This is a genomic window from Streptomyces sp. NPDC026589 (genome assembly GCF_040638385.1).
Classification (GTDB): Bacteria; Actinomycetota; Actinomycetes; order Streptomycetales; family Streptomycetaceae; genus Streptomyces.
In genome coordinates, this window is record NZ_JBEZYG010000004.1 from 422019 (window position 1) to 441018 (window position 19000).

The following is a 19000-nucleotide window of genomic DNA, read 5'->3' on the forward strand; positions in this document are numbered from 1 at the left end:
GTCCAGGGTGGACGGCTGAAAATCATCCGGACGTGTCTTCGAGTTGTCTCGGTGTCGGTAGTAGGCTCGCGCCGTTTATTGACGCAGGACGGACCTCACCCGCGTCCGCCCGATGCGCGCCGGTGTACGCACGGTGCGCGGCGGGGCGGGGCCGAGGGACGACCGGGAGAAGACCACCCCCGCGGTGCGGGGCCGATCTGGGGGAGGCCATGCGCTTTCGCGGGAAGTCCATCCGCAGGAAGATCGTGGCGTTGCTGCTGGTGCCGCTCGTCTCCCTCACGGGCCTCTGGGTCTTCGCGACCTACATCACCGGCCGTCAGGCCGACGAGCTGATGAGTGCCGGTTCCATCGTGGAGAAGGTCGGCCACCCACTGGAGGACGCCGTCCGAGCCGTCCAGGACGAGCGACGGCAGACGCTGGTCTTCCTCGCCGATCCCCGGGCCTCCGAAGCGCTCCCCGTCCTCATGGGCCGGCGCGCCGCCACCGACCGCATCGTGGGCGAGGTCAGGGAGAACGCCCGGGAGCAGGGCGTCCGGGAAGCGCTGAGCGCCTCCGACGCGAGCCGCCTGGACGCCATCCTCAGCGCCGTCGACGGACTGGACGCCCTGCGCGAATCGGTGGAGAAGCGCACCATCAGCCGGGCCAAGGCGCTGGACTTCTACAACGGCCTCGTCGACCCCTCGTACCGCTTCCTCACCGGACTCCACACCCTGGAGAACGTGTCGATGGACCAGCAGATGCGGGCCCTGGTCGGGGTCTCCCGGGCCCGGGAGATGCTCTCCCGCGAGGACGCCCTGATCGCCTCGGGCCTCATCGCGGGCCGCTTCACCACCTCCGAACTGCGCCAGATATCCGGGCTCGTGGCCCAGCGTGAGCTGCTCTACGAGGTCAGCCTGGGAAACCTGCCCGCCGGGGAGCGCCGACGCGTCGAGCAGTTCTGGGGCAGCCCCGACACCGAACCGCTGCGCACCGCCGAGGATGCCCTGATCGCCGCCGGTCCGACGAAGGACCCCGGCGCCGTCGACGCCGACCACTGGGAGGAATCGGCCGTCACCGTCCTCGACCGGCTGGCGGGCGACGCCACGGAGATGGGCAACCGTTTCCAGGACCGCGCCGAGCCGGCCGCCTACCGGGTCCTCATCCAGGCCGGGATCGCCGGAGTCCTCGGCTTCCTGGCCCTGATCGTCTCGGTCTTCGTCTCCGTACGCATCGGCCGGGAACTCATCCGGGACCTCTCCCGGCTGCGCAAGGACGCCCACGAGGTCTCCGGCGTCCGGCTGCCCAGCGTCATGCGCAGGCTGGCCGCGGGCGAGTCGGTGGACGTCGAGACCGAGGCCCCGCACCTCAGTTACGAGCCCGACGAGATCGGCCAGGTCGGACAGGCGCTCAACACCCTTCAGCGGGCCGCCGTCGAGGCCGCGGTCAAGCAGGCGGACATGCGGCGCGGCGTCTCCGAGGTCTTCGTCAACCTCGCCCGCCGCAACCAGGTCCTCCTGCACCGACAGCTCACGCTGCTGGACGCGATGGAGCGCCGCACCGAGAACGGCGACGAGTTGGCCGACCTGTTCCGCCTCGACCACCTCACCACGCGCATGCGGCGCCACGCCGAGGGCCTCGTGATCCTCTCCGGCGCCGCCCCCTCCCGCCAGTGGCGCAAGCCCATCCAGCTGATGGACGTCGTGCGGGCGGCCGTCGCCGAGGTCGAGGACTACGAGCGCATCGAGGTCCGGCGCCTCGCCCGGATCGGCGTGGGCGGCCCCGCCGTGGCCGACCTCACCCACCTGATCGCCGAACTCCTGGAGAACGCCACCGTCTTCTCACCCCCGCACACCGCGGTCCAGGTGCACGGTGAACGCGTCTCCAACGGCTTCACGCTCGAAATCCACGACCGGGGCCTCGGCATGGCCCCCGAGATCCTCCTCGACGCCAACCTGCGGCTTGCCGAGACTCCCGACTTCGAGCTCTCCGACACCGACCGGCTGGGTCTGTTCGTCGTCAGCCGGCTCGCCCAGCGGCAGAACGTCCGCGTCTCCCTGCAGAAGTCGCCGTACGGAGGCACCACCGCGGTCGTGTTCATCCCCGCGGCGCTGCTCACCGACGCCCCCGACACCCACGGCACCGGGTTCCGCCTCGACCGTCGGGCCGAACGGGCGATCGGCAGCGGCCGAAGCTCCGACGCGGTGCGGGACGCGCCGAGCACGGGCGCGGAGCGCCGCGTCAACGGCAGGTCCCCGGCCCTGTCTCCGGTGCCCACCGGGCTCACCGGGCTCACCGCACCGGGCGTCCTGGACGGGCCGGTCGAGCTGGAGCCCCCGGTCGGCCCGCTGGACTTCACCGGCGACCCGCTGGACCGTTCGCCGGATCCGGATCCGGAACTGCATCCGGAACTGCATCCGGAACTGGACCCGGCCCTCGGCCCCGTCCTGGACGGCGTGTCCGACCTGGAGGACACCGAGAGCGAGCGAGGCGGCATCTTCCGCGCCCGGGACCTGCGCCGCGAGGGCGACCGTGAGCCCCGCCGCGACGAGCCCGGCTCCATGCGCAGGGCCACCGACCGGGACCAGCACCAGCAGGCCCGCGACCACGCCGACGATCCCACGGCGGAAGTGCGCCCGATGCGCCCCGCAGGACCCGTCCCGCTGCCGCGCCGTAACCCGCCGACGCTGGTCACCGACCGGGGCCGCCGGGTCGACGATCCGGGCGACGGCCCGGTCGAGACCCCCGGGAAGGCCACCGGCCCGGTCCCGCACACCGCCGACCGGGAGCCCGAGGCGGCCGACAGGTCCCGGACCACCGACGCGCCCTGGACCGTACGAGCCGCCGTGCACCGCACGACAGAGACGCACGGCACGACAGAGACGCACCGTTCGACAGCGATGGACCGCGCGCCGGAGCCGCCCCGTGCCGCGGAGCCGTCCCGTGCCCGCGCAACAGAGGCATCCCGCGCCACGGAGGCACCGCGCGTCACAGAGCCGTCCCCGACCCCCGGGGCACGGCACGACAGGACTCCGTCCCCGGCCGGCCCACCGGCGCCCGACACCGTGGGCGGACTGCCCCGGCGGGTCCGGCAGGCCAGCCTCGCCCGCCAGCTCCGTGAGGAATCCGCGGGCCGGACCCCGCAGCGGGCGCCCGTGGCCACGTTCGACGACGACGGCGAGCGCGACGCGGACGAGGTACGCGACCGCATGGCCTCCCTCCAGCGGGGCTGGCAGCGCGGCCGTCGGCAGAACGCCGCCGAATCCACCGCGGACACCGATCCCACCGCGGACACCGATCCCGCCGAGCACACCGAATCCATCGCGAACACCGAAGACACCGGCGGCCCCGGTGGCACAGCACCAGGAACCACTCCGGGAGGGGACGGTCGATGACCGCACCGAACGCCGCAGCACACAACCCCGCACGCCAGGGCTCGGGCGAACTGAACTGGCTGCTCGACGAGCTCGTCCAGCGCGTCGCGAGCATACGCAAGGCGCTGGTGCTCTCCAGCGACGGACTCGCCACCGGGGCGTCGGGCGACCTGACACGTGAGGACAGCGAGCATCTCGCCGCTGTCGCCTCCGGCTTCCACAGCCTCGCCAAGGGAGTGGGCCACCACTTCGACGCGGGCCGGGTCCGCCAGACCGTCGTCGAACTGGACGAGGCCTTCCTCTTCGTGACGGCCGCCGGCGACGGGAGCTGTCTCGCCGTCCTGGCGGACGCCGACTCCGACGTGGGCCAGGTCGCGTACGAGATGACACTGATGGTCAAGCGCGTGGGGGCCCATCTGGCCAACGCCCCACGGACGACCGGTCTGCCCGCCGGAGGGTGAGGGTGGCGGGCATGAGCGCCGACTCCCCCCGGGGCACCGGCCCCGGATCCACGGACGGGTCCGTCGACCCCCAGGTCTCGCGGTGGTACGACGCGGAGGCGGGACCGGTGGTCCGCCCGTACGCGATGACCCGCGGGCGCACCAGCAGCGCCTCCCGTCACCGCCTCGACCTGATCGCGCTCGTCGTACCGGAACCGGCCGCCGACGATCCCGGCCGGGACCAGACGCTCGCCCCCGAACACGTGGCGATCGTCGAACTCTGCAGCGACATGCCCCAGTCGATCGCCGAGCTCGCCGCCGAACTCGACCTTCCCGTAGGGGTGGTACGGGTCCTGGTCGGCGACCTCGTCGAGGACGAGCTGGTGCACGTCACCCGTCCCGTTCCGCCGGCCGAGCTGCCGGACGTGAACATTCTTCGCGAGGTTATCCATGGCCTTCGGGCGCTCTAGCCGCCGCAAGCAGCGGCACGTCGAGCCCGTCACCCTGAAGATCCTGGTGGCGGGAGGGTTCGGCGTCGGCAAGACGACCGCGGTCGGCTCGGTCAGCGAGATCAGGCCCCTGCGCACCGAGGAACGCCTCACCGAGGCGGGCCGCCCGGTGGACGATCTGGCGGGGGTCGAGTCCAAGACCACCACCACGGTCGCGATGGACTTCGGCCGGATCACGCTGCGGGAGGACCTGGTCCTCTACCTGTTCGGCACGCCGGGCCAGGACCGCTTCTGGTTCCTGTGGGACGAACTGGCCCAGGGCTCCCTGGGCGCGGTCGTCCTCGCCGACACCCGGCGTCTCGAGGACTGCTTCGCCGCGGTCGACTACTTCGAGCGCAGGCGGATCCCGTTCACGGTCGCGGTCAACACCTTCGAGGGCGCCGAGCGGTTCCCGACGGAGACCGTGCAGGCCGCCCTCGACCTCGACCCCGAGGTCCCGGTGCTCGTCTGCGACGCGCGGGACCGGTCCTCCGTCCGCGACGTCCTGGTCGCGGTCGTGGAGCACGCCCTGGAACGAGCGGCACGGGCCCGTGAACCCGTCACCACCTGAGCCAAGGGGGGCCCTGGGCCCTGACGTCGAACTCCCGTCGTCGCCCGCAGGGCAGGCGGGAGTTCGACAACAGGGCCCAGCACGCCCTGACACGCGTACGGCCCGTACCCCCGCCGACAGGGGTACGGGCCGCACGTCGTCCGGCGGGCCGGGCCCCCGAGTGTTCTGCGGCGGTGACGCCCGGTCAAGTAAAGGGCAGGGAAAACCTGGTGGGGACAGCCGACTCAGCGGACCGCCACCACCGCCGAGCCGTGCCCGAACAGCCCCTGGTTCGCCGTGATGCCGACCCGTGCGCCCGGTATCTGCCGCTCCCCGGCCCGTCCGCGCAGCTGCCGGGTGAGCTCGCAGACCTGCGCGATGGCCTGGGCGGGGACCGCCTCGCCGAACGAGGCCAGACCGCCGCTCGCGTTCACCGGAACCCGGCCGCCCAGCGCGGTCGCCCCCGTCCGCAGCAGCTTCGCCCCCTCGCCGGGACCGCAGAGCCCGATGTCCTCGTACCACTCCAGCTCCAGGGCCGTGGACAGGTCGTAGACCTCGGCCAGCGAGAGATCCTCCGGCCCGGTCCCCGCCTCCTCGTACGCGGCCCGTGCGATCGAGGCGCGGAAGCTCTCGGGGGAGGGGGCCACGGCCACCGCCGAGTCCGTGCCGATGTCCGGCAGATCCAGGACGGTCCTCGGGAACGTCGGCGTCACGGTGGAGACGGCCCGGATCCGCACCGGATCACGTACCCCGCGACGCCGCGCGAACTCCATGCTGGACAGCACCAGGGCGGCTGCTCCGTCGGACGTGGCGCAGATGTCCAGCAGCCGCAGCGGATCGGAGACCATCGCGGAGGCGGCGACCTCCTCGGCCGTCACCGGCACCCGGTAGCGGGCGTACTCGTTCAGCGCGCCCGCCGCCGCGTTCTTCACCTTGACCAGGGCGAAGTCCTCCTGGGTGTCCCCGTACAGCGCCATGCGGCGGCGGGCGTACAGCCCGAAGTACGCCGGATTCGTCGCCCCGAGCACCCGGAAGCGCAGCCAGTCCGGGTCGTCCGGCCGCTCCCCGCCCGCCGGGGCGAAGAACCCCTTGGGCGCCGCGTCGGCCCCGACCACCAGCACCACGTCCGCCAGACCCGCCAGGATCTGCGCGCGCGCCGTGTCGATCGCCTGCGCCCCGGAGGCGCAGGCCGCGTACACGGACGCCACCCGCGCCCCCTGCCACCCGAGCGCCCGGGCGAACGTCGCCCCCGCCACGTACCCCGGATAGCCCCCGCGCACCGTCTGCGCGCCGACCACCGACCGGACCTCGGGCCAGCCGATGCCCGCGTCCGCGAGGGCGGCGTGCGCGGCGATCCGCCCGTACGTGACGAACCCGCGCCCCCACTTGCCCCACGGGTGCATCCCGGCCCCTAGGACGGCCACGTCGCCGGCCCTTCCGCCGGTCATGAACCGGCCCCTGCCGCCGCGACGGGGCGCCAGTGCCAGGTCGTGTGCACGACTCCCGCCGCCCGGTCCTCGTCCAGGACGCCCGGTACGACCTCCACCACCGAGCCGACGGGAAGGTCGGCCACGCCCACCCCGGGGGCGGCCTGCCCCAGCACCACCATGCGCTCGGCGGCCAGCTCGACGGCGACCAGGGTGTACGGAGTCCAGGGCGCCCCGGGGTCGCTGACGTACGGGGGAGGGGGCCGGTAGCGCCCGTCGGTGCAGGACCACACCGTGCCCCGCTTCGACAGCGGAGCCTCCTCCAGCTCGCCCCCGGGGCAGCCGGGGTTGCGGCAGTGGACGTCCTCCCGGGGGAAGTGCACCGACCGGCAGCCGGAGCACCGGGTGCCCAGCAGCCGGAAATCCTCCTCCGCGGCGTCCTCGGTGAACCAACCGGCCACCACGGGTATGCGCGTGCGCGACAAAGCCCCTCCCGGCACTGAATCTGACGGAACGTCAGAAGTGTGCCACGGACGCCCTTGTCCGGCGAGGGGCCCGGCCCGCCGGACCTGGACGGCTCCGGCTCCGGCTCCGGCTCCGGCTCCGGCCCCGGCCCCGGCCCCGGTCGCGCCGGGCCTCAGCCGCGCCCGTCCCCGCCCTGCCCGTGCTCTCCCCCGCCGGTGCCCCCGTCCTCGCCGTGCTCCTCCAGCCACTTCGCCGCGGTCTCCGCCAGCTCCGCGTCCCGGCCCGCGAGCATCGTCCGGATCATCCGCGCGTCACCGCGCAGCGACCACACCGGATGCCCGAACGTGGCCGGGTTGTTCCTCTCGATCAGGAAATGCGCGGGCCACGCCGTGCCGTAACCGATCAGGGGCAGGGCCGCGAGACAGCGTTTCCGGCCCCGTGCGAGCCCGTACGCGGAGATCGCGAGCCCGGTCAGGGTGCCGGCGAGATGGACCCAGCGGGTGGCGGCACGGGAGTGCATCGCGACGTAGTACGGCCAGAACTCCTCGTACGTATCGAACTTCTGCTGTGGCATACGGGCACCGTAACCGCCCGGTCGGCAACCGAACACGCCCCTTTCGCGTCCGAGATGAAGAACGGGCGGCCGGAGCCCACGGGGGTGGTCCCGGTCGCCCGTTCCCCGCGCCTCGGGGCGGGCTGTTTTCGGTCAGCGCCCGGCGACCGACCGGCGGTGCACCGGGAAGTCGAAGAAGGTGTCCGGGAACGGCTCCGGCCTGAACGTGAAGTGCCACCACTCCTCCGGCAGGTTCACGAACCCCACTTCGCTCAACGTCCGCTTCAGGAACTGCCGGTTGGCGCGCTGAGGCCCCTGGATCCGGGGATCGTCCGTGTGCGACAGGGTGTCGAAGCAGTCGTAACCCGTGCCCATGTCCACCGAGTTGTCGGGGAACCGCACGTCCTTCGGCGCGAAGCAGGGAGTCAGCCGCTCGCCCGGACGGTACTGCCTGGTCGGCAGAGCGGGGAGCCGGACCAGGGTCAGGTCCACCGTGCTGCCCCGGCTGTGCCCGGACTTCTCCGCGATGTAGCCGTCCTCGAACAGCCGGTCCTTGTCGACCCGCGGATAGAACTCCCCCTTCATGGTCCGGTCGTCGAGGTCCTTCGCCCACCGCACGAAATGGTCCACCGCCCGCTGCGGCCGATAGCAGTCGTACACCTTCAGCGAGTACCCCTGACGCAACAGCCGCCGCTGCGCCAGGTGCAGGGCACGGGCGGCGGGCCGAGTCAGGATGCAGACCGGCTGCCGGTATCCGTCCACCCGCTCGCCGAGGAAGGTGTGCGCCGTGGTGTAACGCATCTCCTGGATGATCGTCGGGTCCACCGAGCGCAGCGCCACGAACTCCTCGGGAGCTTTCGGTTCGGGGCGCGCCTGTGCCGCGGGGGAGAGAGCGGTGACGGCGAGGAGGGCGGCGGCCGTGGCGGCCAGAGCACGCAGAGCGGTACGGATTCCTGTCATGGGCACACCGTCTATCAGCTTCGTGGCCTCCGGGAAAGGACACGGCGTCGCTTCCCCCGTTATGTTTTTCGCGGTCCTGCAATGGGGCCGCTGGCCTCCGGGCCCGGTATGACTGTGTCCCCTCTGTCGAACGGATGACCTGGGGGGTGGTGTCGCCGGGGCCGTGGGGTGCCGTCGGAGACGCTGATGAGAGACCCGACCACCGCCCGGCCCGGCGCAATGCCGGGCAGAAGCGTGGGCGGCAGGTCTGCATAACGTGGATGCGCGAGCACGGTGCCAACGCCGAGGCCAGCCAGGTCAACTACCCAAGAGGGGTGCGATGTCAGACACCGGCGATGTGGGCGTCTTCCTGGGTATGGACGTCGGCAAGACCGCCCATCACGGCCACGGGCTGACGCCGGCGGGCAAGAAAGTCTTCGACAAGCCGATGCCCAACAGCGAACCGAAACTGCGGGCCGTCTTCGACAAGCTGATCGCGAAGTTCGGCACAGTACTGGTGATCGTGGACCAGCCCGCATCGATCGGGGCTCTGCCGCTGACCGTCGCCCGTGACGCGGGCTGCGAGGTCGCCTACCTGCCCGGACTCGCCATGAGGCGGATCGCCGATCTCTATCCAGGCGAGGCGAAAACCGACGCGAAGGACGCGGCGGTCATCGCGGACGCCGCCCGCACCATGCCGCACGTCCTGCGGTCGCTGGAGCTGACGGACGAGATCACCGCCGAGCTCACGGTGCTGACCGGCTTCGACCAGGACCTCGCCGCCGAAGCCACCCGCACCAGCAACCGAATACGCGGCCTGCTCACCCAGTTCCACCCGTCGCTGGAGCGCGTTCTCGGGCCCCGGCTGGACCACCCGGCCGTCACCTGGCTCCTCGAGCGCCACGGATCTCCGGCCGCTCTGCGCAAAGCCGGCCGCCGCAGACTCGTCGAACTCATCCGCCCGAAAGCCCCACGCATGGCCGCCCGGCTGATCGACGAGGTCTTCGACGCTCTCGACGAGCAGACCGTCGTGGTCCCGGGAACCGGCACCCTCGACATCGTGATCCCGTCCCTGGCGGCCTCGCTCGCGGCGGTTCACGACCAGCGTCGGGCACTGGAAGCAGATCAGCAGCCTGCTGGAGGCTCACCCTCTCCACCCGGTCCTGACCTCGATGCCGGGAGTCGGAGTCAGGACCGCCGCCGTCCTGCTGGTCACCGTCGGCGACGGCACCAGTTTTCCCAGCGCCGCCCACCTCGCCTCCTACGCCGGCCTCGCCCCGACGACGAAGTCGTCCGGGACCTCGATCCACGGCGAACACGCACCACGAGGCGGAAACCGGCAGCTCAAACGCGCCATGTTCCTCTCCGCCTTCGCCTGCATGAACGCCGACCCGGCCTCCCGCACCTACTACGACCGGCAACGCGCCCGCGGGAAAACCCACACCCAGGCTCTCCTCCGCCTCGCCCGCCAACGCATCAGTGTCCTGTTCGCCATGCTCCGCGACGGCACCTTCTACGAGTCCAGAATTCCCGCCATCACCCTCGCCGCATGACCATCCCAAACGGCCCCATACCCGACACCACGTCCTTGACGAAAGACATAGAGACACCCCCCCCGGAAACGAGGGATGGCCGGAGAGCCGTACGCGCCGGAAAGCCCGAAGGGCCGGAAAGCCGGAAGGACGGTTCGATACAGTCCGCCCGTGTCCGAACCCGGCAGCAGCCCCTCCCCGACCGCCGCCCCGCAGCCGCCCCGGTACGTACGGGACTCCCACTGCGGCACCTGCGGAGCCCCGTACACCGCGCTGCCGTCCGCCGGCGCCTGGCCCCGCACCTGCCCGCACTGCGGAACCACCGCCTACCGCAACCCGCTCCCCGTCGCGGTGGCCCTGCTCCCCGTCACCGGCCCGGACTCCACCGGACTCGTCGTCATCACCCGCACCATCGAGCCGCAGAAGGGCGGTACGGCCCTGCCCGGCGGGTTCATCGACCATGCCGAGGACTGGCGTGCGGCGGTCGTCCGGGAGCTGCGCGAGGAGACCGGCATCGAGGCCGCCGCAGAGGACGTCCGTCTCGCCGACACGCTCAGCGACACCGCCGGCCACCTCCTGGTCTTCGGTCTTCTCCCGGCACGCCCCCTCGCGAGCCTCCCGCCCTCGGCCCCCACCGACGAGACATCCGGCTACGACGTCCTGTACGGCCCGCGCCCCCTGGCCTTCCCCCTGCACACGGAAGCGGCCGACGCCTGGTTCGCCGGCCGCTACAGCTGAGGCCGCCGAGCCCCGCGCGCCGGACACGCACGCGCCGGACACGCACGCGCCGGGCCCCGCCCCCTGATCCGACCCGACCCAAACGAAAGCCCCCAGGCGGGACAGCCCTCAGGCCCGTCCCCGCACCCCTCGCACCCGTACCGGACAGTCGACCCCGCCCTCCGCGCCGTCCCGCTCCACCACCACGCCGTCGCCCTCCCACCGCGACACATACCGCTCGACCTCCGCCTCCGCCCACCCGTCCCCCGGGTCCCGTACCACCAGCCCGCCCCCGGTGGCACCCGGCGCGGGCGCCCACACCTCCAGCTCCGGGCCGCCGTCCGCACCCCGCACCGGAATCACCGCGCCCGCCCTCGCCAGCACCGGCACCCGCGACAGCGGAGCGTCGACCAGGACCTGGCCCGGGCCCTCGTACGCCCGCCCGGTCGCCGTGTCGTACCACCGCCCCCGGGGCAGCCGCACCGCCCGACGCCGCGTCCCGGCCTCCAGCACAGGAGCCACCAGCAGCGCGTCGCCCAACAGGAACGCGTCCTCGCACTCCCGCAGCGCCCGGTCGCCCGGCGCACCCCACCACATCGGCCGCACATAGGGGGCACCGGCCAGCCGCGCCAGGTGCGACAGCGTCACGAAGTACGGGCGCAGCCGCTCCCGCTCCACCAGCGCCGCCCGCGCGTGCTCCAGCACCTCGGGACCGAACTCCCACGGCTCCCGCCGCCCCGCGTCGATCGCCGCATGGGTCCGGAACAACGGCAGATACGCCCCCAGCTGGAACCACCGCAGATACAGCTCCGGCGACGGGAACCCGTCGAACCCGCCCACATCCGGACCCGAGTACGGCACCCCGCACAGCCCGAGCCCCACCACCAGCGACAACGACGCCCGCAGCCCCGGCCACCCCGTCGACACATCACCGGACCAGGTGCCCCCGTACCGCTGCATCCCGGCCCAGCCCGACCGCGAGAACAAGAACGGCCGCTCCTCCGGACGGAACCGGAGCAACCCCTCATGACCCGCCCGCGCCATCGCCAGGGCGTACACGTTGTGCGCCTCCCGATGGTCACCACCCACGCCCTCCAGCACATGCCGGGCCGAACGCGGCAGCGACGGATCCCCGAACGCCGCGAACGACACCGGCTCGTTCATGTCGTGCCAGACGCCCGAGAAGCCCTGCGCAAGCCGTTCCCCGTACAGAGATCCCCACCAATCCCGCACAAGCGGATCAGTGAAGTCCGGATAGACCGAGGCCCCCGCCCACACCTCCCCGACCACCACCCGCCCCCGCGCGTCCCGGACGTACGCCCCCCGCTCCCCGACCGCCGCCCCCGCGTCGAACACCGCGTCGCCGGGCTCCGCCTTCACCGCCGGATCCACGATCGACACCAGCCGCACCCCGTCCTCGCGCAGCTCCTCCGCCAGCGCGGGCAGGGCGGGGAACCGCGCACGGTCCACCGTGAACACCCGGTGCGCGTCGTAGTGGTCGATGTCCAGATGCAGCACCGACAGCGGCAGCCCCCGCTCCCGGTACCCGTCGACCACCCGCCGCACCTCCACCTCGCTGCCGAACCCCCACCGGGCATGCTGCGGCCCCAGCGCCCAGGACGGCGGCAGCGCCGGCGCACCCGTCAGCGCCGTCCACCCCTGGAGCACCCGGGCCGGCGTCCCCGCCACCACCCAGCAGCGCAGCGGCCCGCCCTCCATCCGCACCTCGCAGCCGCCCGGCCGGTCATGCCCCGAACCGGCGCCCTCCTCGCCCTCCCGCAGCACCACCCGGCCCGCCCAGCTGTTGTCGTGGAACACCAGATGCGTCCCCGCGTCCGACACCACCACCTGCACCGGCATCGTCAGATACAGCGGATCGTCCCCCGGACCGAAACGCCCGCCCGGATCGGTGTTCCACAGCCCGTACACCCCATCCCGCAACCGGGGCCCGCCCGCCCGGCCCCCGAGCCCGAAGAACCGCGCGTCCGCCGGCACCTCCGAGCGCTGCACCCACCGCACCGGCCCCCCGCCCACCGGCTCCCACCAGCGCGGCGGCAGCTCCCGCCGCAGCAGCAACCCGCCCGGCGTCCGCAGCTCCACCGCCCCGGTCCGCGACACCACCACCGTCAGCCGCTCCGACACCACCTGCCAGCCGCCGTCCTTGTCCGGCTCCAGCACCGCCCGCGGATCCGGCGCGGGCGCCTCGCCCGCCACCGCGTACGACGGCAGCGGCTCCGCCCCGTCCCACGCCCAGAACACCGCACCGCCCACTGACACACGGATACGCAGCTCCGAACGGACGAAGCGCACCACACCCCCACCCGGGCCCGGCTCCGCACTCGTCAACGCACCGGGCACCCGGGCCCGCTCCACCCCGCGCGGCGGCAGCGCCGCCGCGTCCGCGGACCGCCGCCGCCACGCCGAACGCACCGTGCGCAGCCCCCGCACCGAACCGACCAACCTCACCCGACGCACCAGGTCACGACCGTCCATGGCGCACACCCTGCCACCCGCCCGACCCGCAGAACCTCCCGTTCAACTCCCGTTCACCCATGCCGGCCGGGGAAGGGCGGAACTCCTGACGGAGGAGCCACCCTGGTGCCGAAGACGATCACATGGCATCGTCCGTGTCAGCCGCTCACGCGCACATCCCGGCCAGTGCGGCACCGACACGCCCACCCCGCGTACCCGTACAGCCAGGGAGCAGCCCTCATGACCGCAGCCACGCCCGACGCCCCGCTCTGGCAGCCCGGCCCCGACCGCATCGAGGCCGCGGCCGTCACCCGCTTCCAGAACTGGGCCGCGACCCGGTACGGCGCCCCGGCCGAGGGCGGATACGCGGCCCTGCACCGCTGGTCCGTCGACGAACTCGACACCTTCTGGCAGGCCGTCGCCGCATGGTTCGACATCCGCTTCTCCACGCCGTACGAGAGCGTCATCGGCGACCGCGCGATGCCCGGCGCCACCTGGTTCCCCGGCGCCACCCTCAACTACGCCGAACACGCCCTGCGCACCGCCGAGGACCCGACCCGCGCAGACACCCCCGCCCTGCTGTACGTCGACGAGACCCACACCCAAACCCCCGTCAGCTGGGCCGAGCTCCGCCGCCAGGTCGGCGCGCTCGCCGCCGAACTCCGCGCCCTCGGCGTCACCCCCGGCGACCGCGTCAGCGGCTACCTCCCCAACATCCCGCAGGCCGTCGTCGCCTTCCTCGCGACCGCGGCCGTCGGCGGCATCTGGACCTCCTGCGCCCCCGACTTCGGCGCCCGCAGCGTCCTCGACCGGTTCCAGCAGATCGAACCCGTCGTCCTCTTCACCGTCGACGGCTACCGCTACGGCGGCAAGGAACACGACCGCACCGAGACCGTCGCCGAACTCCGCCGCGAACTGCCCACCCTGCGCGCCGTCGTCCACATCCCGCTCCTGGGCACCGACGCCCCCGAAGGCGCGCTCGCCTGGGCCGCCCTCACCTCCGCCGACACCGAACCGGTCTTCGAACAGGTCCCCTTCGAGCACCCCCTCTGGGTCCTCTACTCCTCCGGCACCACCGGCCTGCCCAAGGCCATCGTCCAGTCCCAGGGCGGCATCCTGCTCGAACACTTCAAGCAGATCGGCCTGCACTGCGACCTCGGACCCGAGGACCGCTTTTTCTGGTACACCTCCACCGGCTGGATGATGTGGAACTTCCTCGTCTCCGGCCTCCTCACCGGCACCACCGTCGTTCTGTACGACGGCAGCCCCGGCTATCCGGACGTCAGCGCGCAGTGGCGGATCGCCGAACAGACCGGCGCGACGCTCTACGGCACCTCCGCGGCTTACGTCATGGCCTGCCGCAAGGCCGGCATCCACCCCGGCCGCGACTTCGACCTCTCCCGCGTCCAGTGCGTCGCCACCACCGGCTCCCCGCTCCCGCCCGACGGCTTCCGCTGGCTCCACGACGAGGTGGCCGAAGACCTCTGGATCGCCTCCGTCAGCGGCGGCACCGACGTCTGCAGCTGCTTCGCCGGAGCCGTCCCCACCCTCCCCGTCCACATCGGCGAGCTCCAGGCCCCCTGCCTCGGCACCGACCTCCAGTCCTGGGACCCGGCCGGTAAACCCCTCATCGGCGAGGTCGGCGAACTCGTCGTCACCAACCCTCTCCCGTCCATGCCGATCCGCTTCTGGAACGACCCCGACGGCAGCCGCTACCACGACAGCTACTTCGACACGTACCCCGGCGTCTGGCGCCACGGGGACTGGATCACCCTCACCGACCACGGCTCGGTGATCATCCACGGACGCTCCGACTCCACCCTGAACCGCCAGGGCGTCCGCATGGGCTCCGCCGACATCTACGAGGCCGTCGAACGGCTCCCCGAGATCCGTGAATCCCTCGTCATCGGCCTCGAAGAACCCGACGGCGGCTACTGGATGCCGCTCTTCGTCCACCTCGCCGACGGCGCGACCCTCGACGACGAGCTGCGCGACGCGATCAAGCGGACCATCCGCGAGAACCTCTCCCCGCGCCACGTACCGGACGAGGTCATCGAGGTCCCCGCCATCCCGCACACCCTCACCGGCAAGCGCATCGAGGTCCCGGTCAAACGCCTCCTCCAGGGAACCGAGCTGGCCAAGGCGGTCAACCCGGGCTCCGTCGACAACCTCGACCTCCTCCACTTCTACGCCGAACTGGCCACGAAGCGAAACCGCGACAGAACCTAGGCCGCTGGACAGACCGCTTGTCAGTCCCCCTGATTACGCTGAGTGAGCAAGGATTCACCGCGCACAGGGGGACGCATGGCGCAGACCGACCACACCGAGAACGGCACCACCCACCACACCGAGAACAGCACCACCCACCACACCAAGCACGGCACCGGCACCACCATGCGACGCACGTTGCGCCGCGAAGCGCCCAGCACGATCGGCCTCCTCGCCGACGCACAGGACTTCGCGGCCATGCGGCGCTACCGCACCTTCGCCTTCGACGACCACACCGTCTATCTCCAGCAGGTCGAAGGCCTGCTCAAAGCGCTCGCGGCTCAAGGTGTGCACACCACCGTCGCCCTCTTCGACCCGGAGGACTACGCGGAGTTCTGCGCCGAATCGGGCCTCGACGCCGACACCGGAGCCAGCCGCAGCCGCTTCACCGCGGAGATCGCCGCCGCCGGAGCCACGGTCGCCTACACCGGCCAACGCCTGAGCGACCTCATCCCCGTCCTCGTCTCCCGAGCCGTCCGCCAGGCCACCTGGCAGTACGCCACCCTCCTCCTCGCCGACCTCGGCACCTGCGCCGACTGCGGCCAGGACATCGGACGCGCGGCCTTCGACCGCGCCTCGCACCTCCTCACGCGCCTGCTGGAAGCGGCGGGACCAGGCACCCACCACCTGGTGTGCAGCACCCCCACGGACAACGACCAGCTCCTGGCAGTGCTCCACACCCACCGCGACACCGCGGGACCGGCCCGCCTCGACAGCTCGGAGGGCGCGGAGTTCGCCACCGTCCTCGCGGTGGCCGTCGCCCTGGAATCGCGCGGGGGAGTCGTTCTGCGCACCAGCGCCCCCGACAGCCCGGACCGCGTCCACGGCTGGCGTCTGGCCCACGGAGCCCTCGCCCCGCTCACCGCGGGCGAGGTCTTCAACGCCTGCTGCACCGACGCGGACACCGGAGAGCCCGTCTCCCCGGAATCCGGCGTGGAGTACTGCGCGGGATTCGACATCGGAGCAGACCCGGCGGAGCCCCACCACTGACACACCACGACCACACAGCAGGAGGGGCTTCCCGCCACCCGGCGGAAAGCCCCTCCTCGACCTGCGGAATCCCTGCTACTCGCCGGACAGCACAGCCTGAGCGGCGCTGCGCGCCTCGTCGGCCGAGTCCGCCGCACGAGCGGCGTTCGCCGCCCGCTCGCACTGCGCCAGCGTGTACTTGGCCAGCGTGGCCCGCACATAAGGAATGGACGCGGCGCCCATCGACAGGGAGGTGACACCCAGACCCGTCAGCACACACGCCAGCAGCGGATCCGCCGCCGCCTCACCGCACACCCCACAGCTCTTGCCCTCGGCACGAGCCGCGTCGGCGGACAGCGCCACGAGATCCAGCAGCGCCGGCTGCCACGGGTCCTGGAGCCGCGACACCGCGCCCACCTGACGGTCGGCAGCGAAGGTGTACTGCGCCAGGTCGTTGGTGCCCAGCGACAGGAACTCCACCTCCTGAAGGATCGACCGCGCCCGCAGAGCGGCGGACGGAATCTCCACCATCGCCCCGAACTTCGCCCGCAGCCCGGCCTCGCGGCACGCGTCCGCGAACGCCTTGGCGTCGATGCGGTCGGCCACCATGGGGGCCATGACCTCCAGGTACACCGGCAGCCCCTCGGCTGCCTTCGCCAGCGCGGTCAGCTGGGTACGCAGCACCTCGGGGTGGTCCAGCAGGCTGCGCAGCCCACGGACGCCGAGCGCCGGGTTCGGCTCGTCGGCCGGCGTCAGGAAGTCCAACGGCTTGTCGGCGCCGGCGTCCAGCACACGCACGACGACACGCCCCTCGGGGAACGCCTCCAGCACCGCGCGGTAGGCCGCGATCTGCTTCTCCTCGGAAGGAGCCTGCTTGCTGTCGTCCAGGAACAGGAACTCGGTCCGGAACAGCCCGACCCCCTCCGCCCCCGCCTCGACCGCCGCGGGCACATCGCCCGGACCGCCGACGTTGGCGAGCAGCGGCACCTTGTGCCCGTCCGACGTGGCGCCGGGACCGGTCGAGGCGGACAGTGCCGCCCTGCGAGCGGCGGCGGCACTCTCCAGTTCAGCGCGCTTCTCGTCGCTCGGATCGACGAAGATCTCGCCCGTACTGCCGTCCACCGCGACGACCGTGCCCTCGGCCAGCTCACCGGCGCCGGGCAGCGCCACCACGGCGGGAACGCCGAGCGCCCGCGCCAGGATCGCGCTGTGACTGGTCGGCCCGCCCTCCTCGGTGACGAAGCCGAGCACCAGCGTCGGGTCGAGGAGCGCGGTGTCGGCCGGCGCGAGGTCGCGCGCGATCAGCACATACGGCTCGTCGCTGTCCGGCACGCCGGGCATCGGCACACCGAGCAGCCGCGCCACGATCCGGTTCCGCACGTCGTCGAGGTCCGCGACCCGCCCCGCCAGGTACTCCCCGGCATTGGCGAGCAGCGCCCGGTACGCGGCGAACGCGTCGTACACCGCACGCTCGGCGGTGCTGCCGACGGCGATCCGCCGATCGACGTCGGACATCAGCTCGGGGTCCTGCGCCATCATGGCCTGCGCCTCGAGCACGTGCTGTGCCTCGCCGCCGGCCAGGTTGCCGCGCGCGATCAGATCGGCGGCGACCGCTTCCACCGCCTGCCTGGCGCGCCCCTGTTCGCGACCGGCCTCCTCGGCGGGAATCGATTTGGCGGGCGGCTCCAGCACCGCCGTACCCATGTGCCGAACCTCGCCGATGGCCACACCGTGGCTCACGCCGACGCCTCGCAGCGTTGTCTCCATTTCACCCGTCTCCGGTTGTGCGGCGACCGAGTCACCGCGGTGGTTGTGCAACTGGCTTGTCACTGCGCCCGAGGCGTCACTGCCAGCCGAACAGCGGGTCGCCGACCTTCACGTCCCCGTCCTCACGGACATCGGAGAGCGACTCGGCGGTGGCCTCCAGGGCCACGATCGGGCAGATGGGTGACTTGCCGGCGGCCTCGACGGCGACCGGGTCCCAGCGCACGATGCTCTGGCCCCGGGTCACCGTGTCCCCCTTGTTCACGAGGAGCTCGAAGCCCTCGCCGTTGAGCTGGACGGTGTCGATGCCGAGGTGCGTCAGGACTCCGTGCCCGTCCGCGTCGACGACGACGAACGCGTGGGGGTGCAGGGAGACGACGATGCCGTCGACCGGGGACACAGCCTCGGAGGGCTCACGTACGGGGTCGATGGCGGTGCCGGGACCGACCATCGCGCCCGAGAAGACCGGGTCGGGAACCGCGGCGAGTCCGATGGCGCGTCCAGCAAGAGGGGACGTCACGTTGGTCATGGGGAGCCTCCCAGGGGGTGGAGATTCAGGTGTCGCCGCCGCGACTGATGGGGGACGGCGTACTGCTCAGCAGAGTAAGTCATATGAAGTCCCGGTTCCGCCCGAGACCTACCGCTTGGCGGACCTAGAGGTGCACCAGAAACGATTTGCCTCGATCCCCGGTGGCCTGTACTGTCGTACTCCTGCCTGACCCCAACGCGACTTTGAGTCGGGGGTCGGCGGCGACCTTCAAGCCCAGATCCTAACCTTGACCTTTCCTTCGGCATGCCCGCAGGACGTGGTCAGAGGGGCAGGAAAGGCCTGATAGAGTCGGACTCGCCGAAAGGGAGAACGCGAAAGCGAATTACCTGAAAGCGAAATGAGAGACCCGCTTCGACCGGGAATCGGACACGAAAGAGTCTGATAGAGTCGGAAACGCAGGACAGCAGGACAAAAGAAGTAGACGAAGGGAAGCGCCCGGAGGGCCCCGGTGAAACGGGACCGAAGGAAGCGTCCGTTCCTTGAGAACTCAACAGCGTGCCAAAAGTCAACGCCAGA

Annotated in this window: 14 protein-coding genes and 1 pseudogene; 8 read left to right on the forward strand and 7 right to left on the reverse strand. The window is 72.0% G+C overall.

Features of this window, described 5'->3' with window-relative positions:
* Positions 1-209 precede the first annotated feature (209 nt).
* Genes AB0F29_RS10030 through AB0F29_RS10045 form a run of 4 tightly spaced genes read left to right on the forward strand, consistent with a single transcriptional unit; the run spans position 210 to position 4849 of the window.
* Entirely contained in the window at positions 210-3371 is a 3162-nt protein-coding gene (locus AB0F29_RS10030; protein ID WP_361869514.1) for a nitrate- and nitrite sensing domain-containing protein, read from the forward strand.
* Positions 3368-3811: a roadblock/LC7 domain-containing protein gene (locus AB0F29_RS10035; protein ID WP_018960626.1), complete on the forward strand. Its 444-nt coding sequence runs from the start codon at positions 3368-3370 to the stop codon at positions 3809-3811. Before AB0F29_RS10030 ends, AB0F29_RS10035 begins: the two co-directional genes overlap by 4 nt.
* Positions 3812-3822: 11 nt before the next feature.
* Positions 3823-4260 carry a DUF742 domain-containing protein gene (locus tag AB0F29_RS10040; RefSeq protein WP_018960627.1) on the forward strand — a complete coding sequence of 146 codons (438 nt, stop codon included), beginning with the start codon at positions 3823-3825 and terminating at the stop codon, positions 4258-4260.
* Positions 4241-4849, forward strand: a complete 609-nt coding sequence (locus AB0F29_RS10045) for an ATP/GTP-binding protein (RefSeq protein ID WP_018960628.1) — start codon at positions 4241-4243, stop codon at positions 4847-4849. Before AB0F29_RS10040 ends, AB0F29_RS10045 begins: the two co-directional genes overlap by 20 nt.
* Before the next feature lie 224 nt (positions 4850-5073).
* On the opposite strand, the gene AB0F29_RS10050 is transcribed toward AB0F29_RS10045, so the two are convergent.
* From AB0F29_RS10050 to AB0F29_RS10065, 4 genes are all read right to left on the reverse strand, one after another.
* Entirely contained in the window at positions 5074-6276 is a 1203-nt protein-coding gene (locus AB0F29_RS10050; protein WP_361869518.1) for a lipid-transfer protein, read from the reverse strand.
* Positions 6273-6740, reverse strand: coding sequence for a zinc ribbon domain-containing protein (locus AB0F29_RS10055; protein ID WP_361869520.1), 468 nt, complete (start codon positions 6738-6740; stop codon positions 6273-6275). The genes AB0F29_RS10050 and AB0F29_RS10055 overlap by 4 nt, the downstream gene beginning before the upstream one ends.
* A 152-nt stretch (positions 6741-6892) precedes the next feature.
* Positions 6893-7294 carry a DUF962 domain-containing protein gene (locus tag AB0F29_RS10060; RefSeq protein ID WP_361869523.1) on the reverse strand — a complete coding sequence of 134 codons (402 nt, stop codon included), beginning with the start codon at positions 7292-7294 and terminating at the stop codon, positions 6893-6895.
* A gap of 132 nt (positions 7295-7426) precedes the next feature.
* Complete coding sequence (locus AB0F29_RS10065) at positions 7427-8233, reverse strand: M15 family metallopeptidase (RefSeq protein ID WP_361869526.1); 807 nt, start codon at positions 8231-8233, stop codon at positions 7427-7429.
* Positions 8234-8552: 319 nt separating this feature from the next.
* Here AB0F29_RS10065 and AB0F29_RS10070 point away from each other — a divergent pair.
* Both AB0F29_RS10070 and AB0F29_RS10075 read left to right on the forward strand, forming a co-directional pair.
* A pseudogene (locus tag AB0F29_RS10070) lies at positions 8553-9765 on the forward strand (IS110 family transposase).
* A 150-nt stretch (positions 9766-9915) separates the two neighbouring features.
* A complete protein-coding gene (locus AB0F29_RS10075) occupies positions 9916-10482 on the forward strand; it encodes an NUDIX domain-containing protein (protein WP_361869528.1) in 567 nt (188 codons plus the stop codon).
* A gap of 108 nt (positions 10483-10590) precedes the next feature.
* On the opposite strand, the gene AB0F29_RS10080 is transcribed toward AB0F29_RS10075, so the two are convergent.
* On the reverse strand, positions 10591-12954 hold the full coding sequence (locus tag AB0F29_RS10080) for a glycoside hydrolase family 31 protein (RefSeq protein WP_361869530.1): 2364 nt from the start codon (positions 12952-12954) through the stop codon (positions 10591-10593).
* Between the two features lie 219 nt (positions 12955-13173).
* Between AB0F29_RS10080 and AB0F29_RS10085 the strand changes: the two genes are divergently transcribed.
* The gene (locus tag AB0F29_RS10085) at positions 13174-15162 is read left to right on the forward strand and encodes an acetoacetate--CoA ligase (protein WP_361869533.1); all 1989 of its coding nucleotides are present in this window, start codon (positions 13174-13176) and stop codon (positions 15160-15162) included.
* 75 nt (positions 15163-15237) lie between these two features.
* Positions 15238-16191 (forward strand): hypothetical protein, encoded by a 954-nt coding sequence (locus AB0F29_RS10090; protein WP_361869536.1) that lies wholly within the window; start codon positions 15238-15240, stop codon positions 16189-16191.
* 75 nt (positions 16192-16266) lie between these two features.
* Here AB0F29_RS10090 and ptsP read toward each other — a convergent pair whose 3' ends face one another.
* Both ptsP and AB0F29_RS10100 read right to left on the reverse strand, forming a co-directional pair.
* Positions 16267-17937, reverse strand: a complete 1671-nt coding sequence (gene ptsP, locus AB0F29_RS10095) for a phosphoenolpyruvate--protein phosphotransferase (protein ID WP_018960636.1) — start codon at positions 17935-17937, stop codon at positions 16267-16269.
* Between the two features lie 76 nt (positions 17938-18013).
* Complete coding sequence (locus AB0F29_RS10100; RefSeq protein WP_018960637.1) at positions 18014-18463, reverse strand: PTS glucose transporter subunit IIA; 450 nt, start codon at positions 18461-18463, stop codon at positions 18014-18016.
* Between the last annotated feature and the right edge of the window lie 537 nt (positions 18464-19000).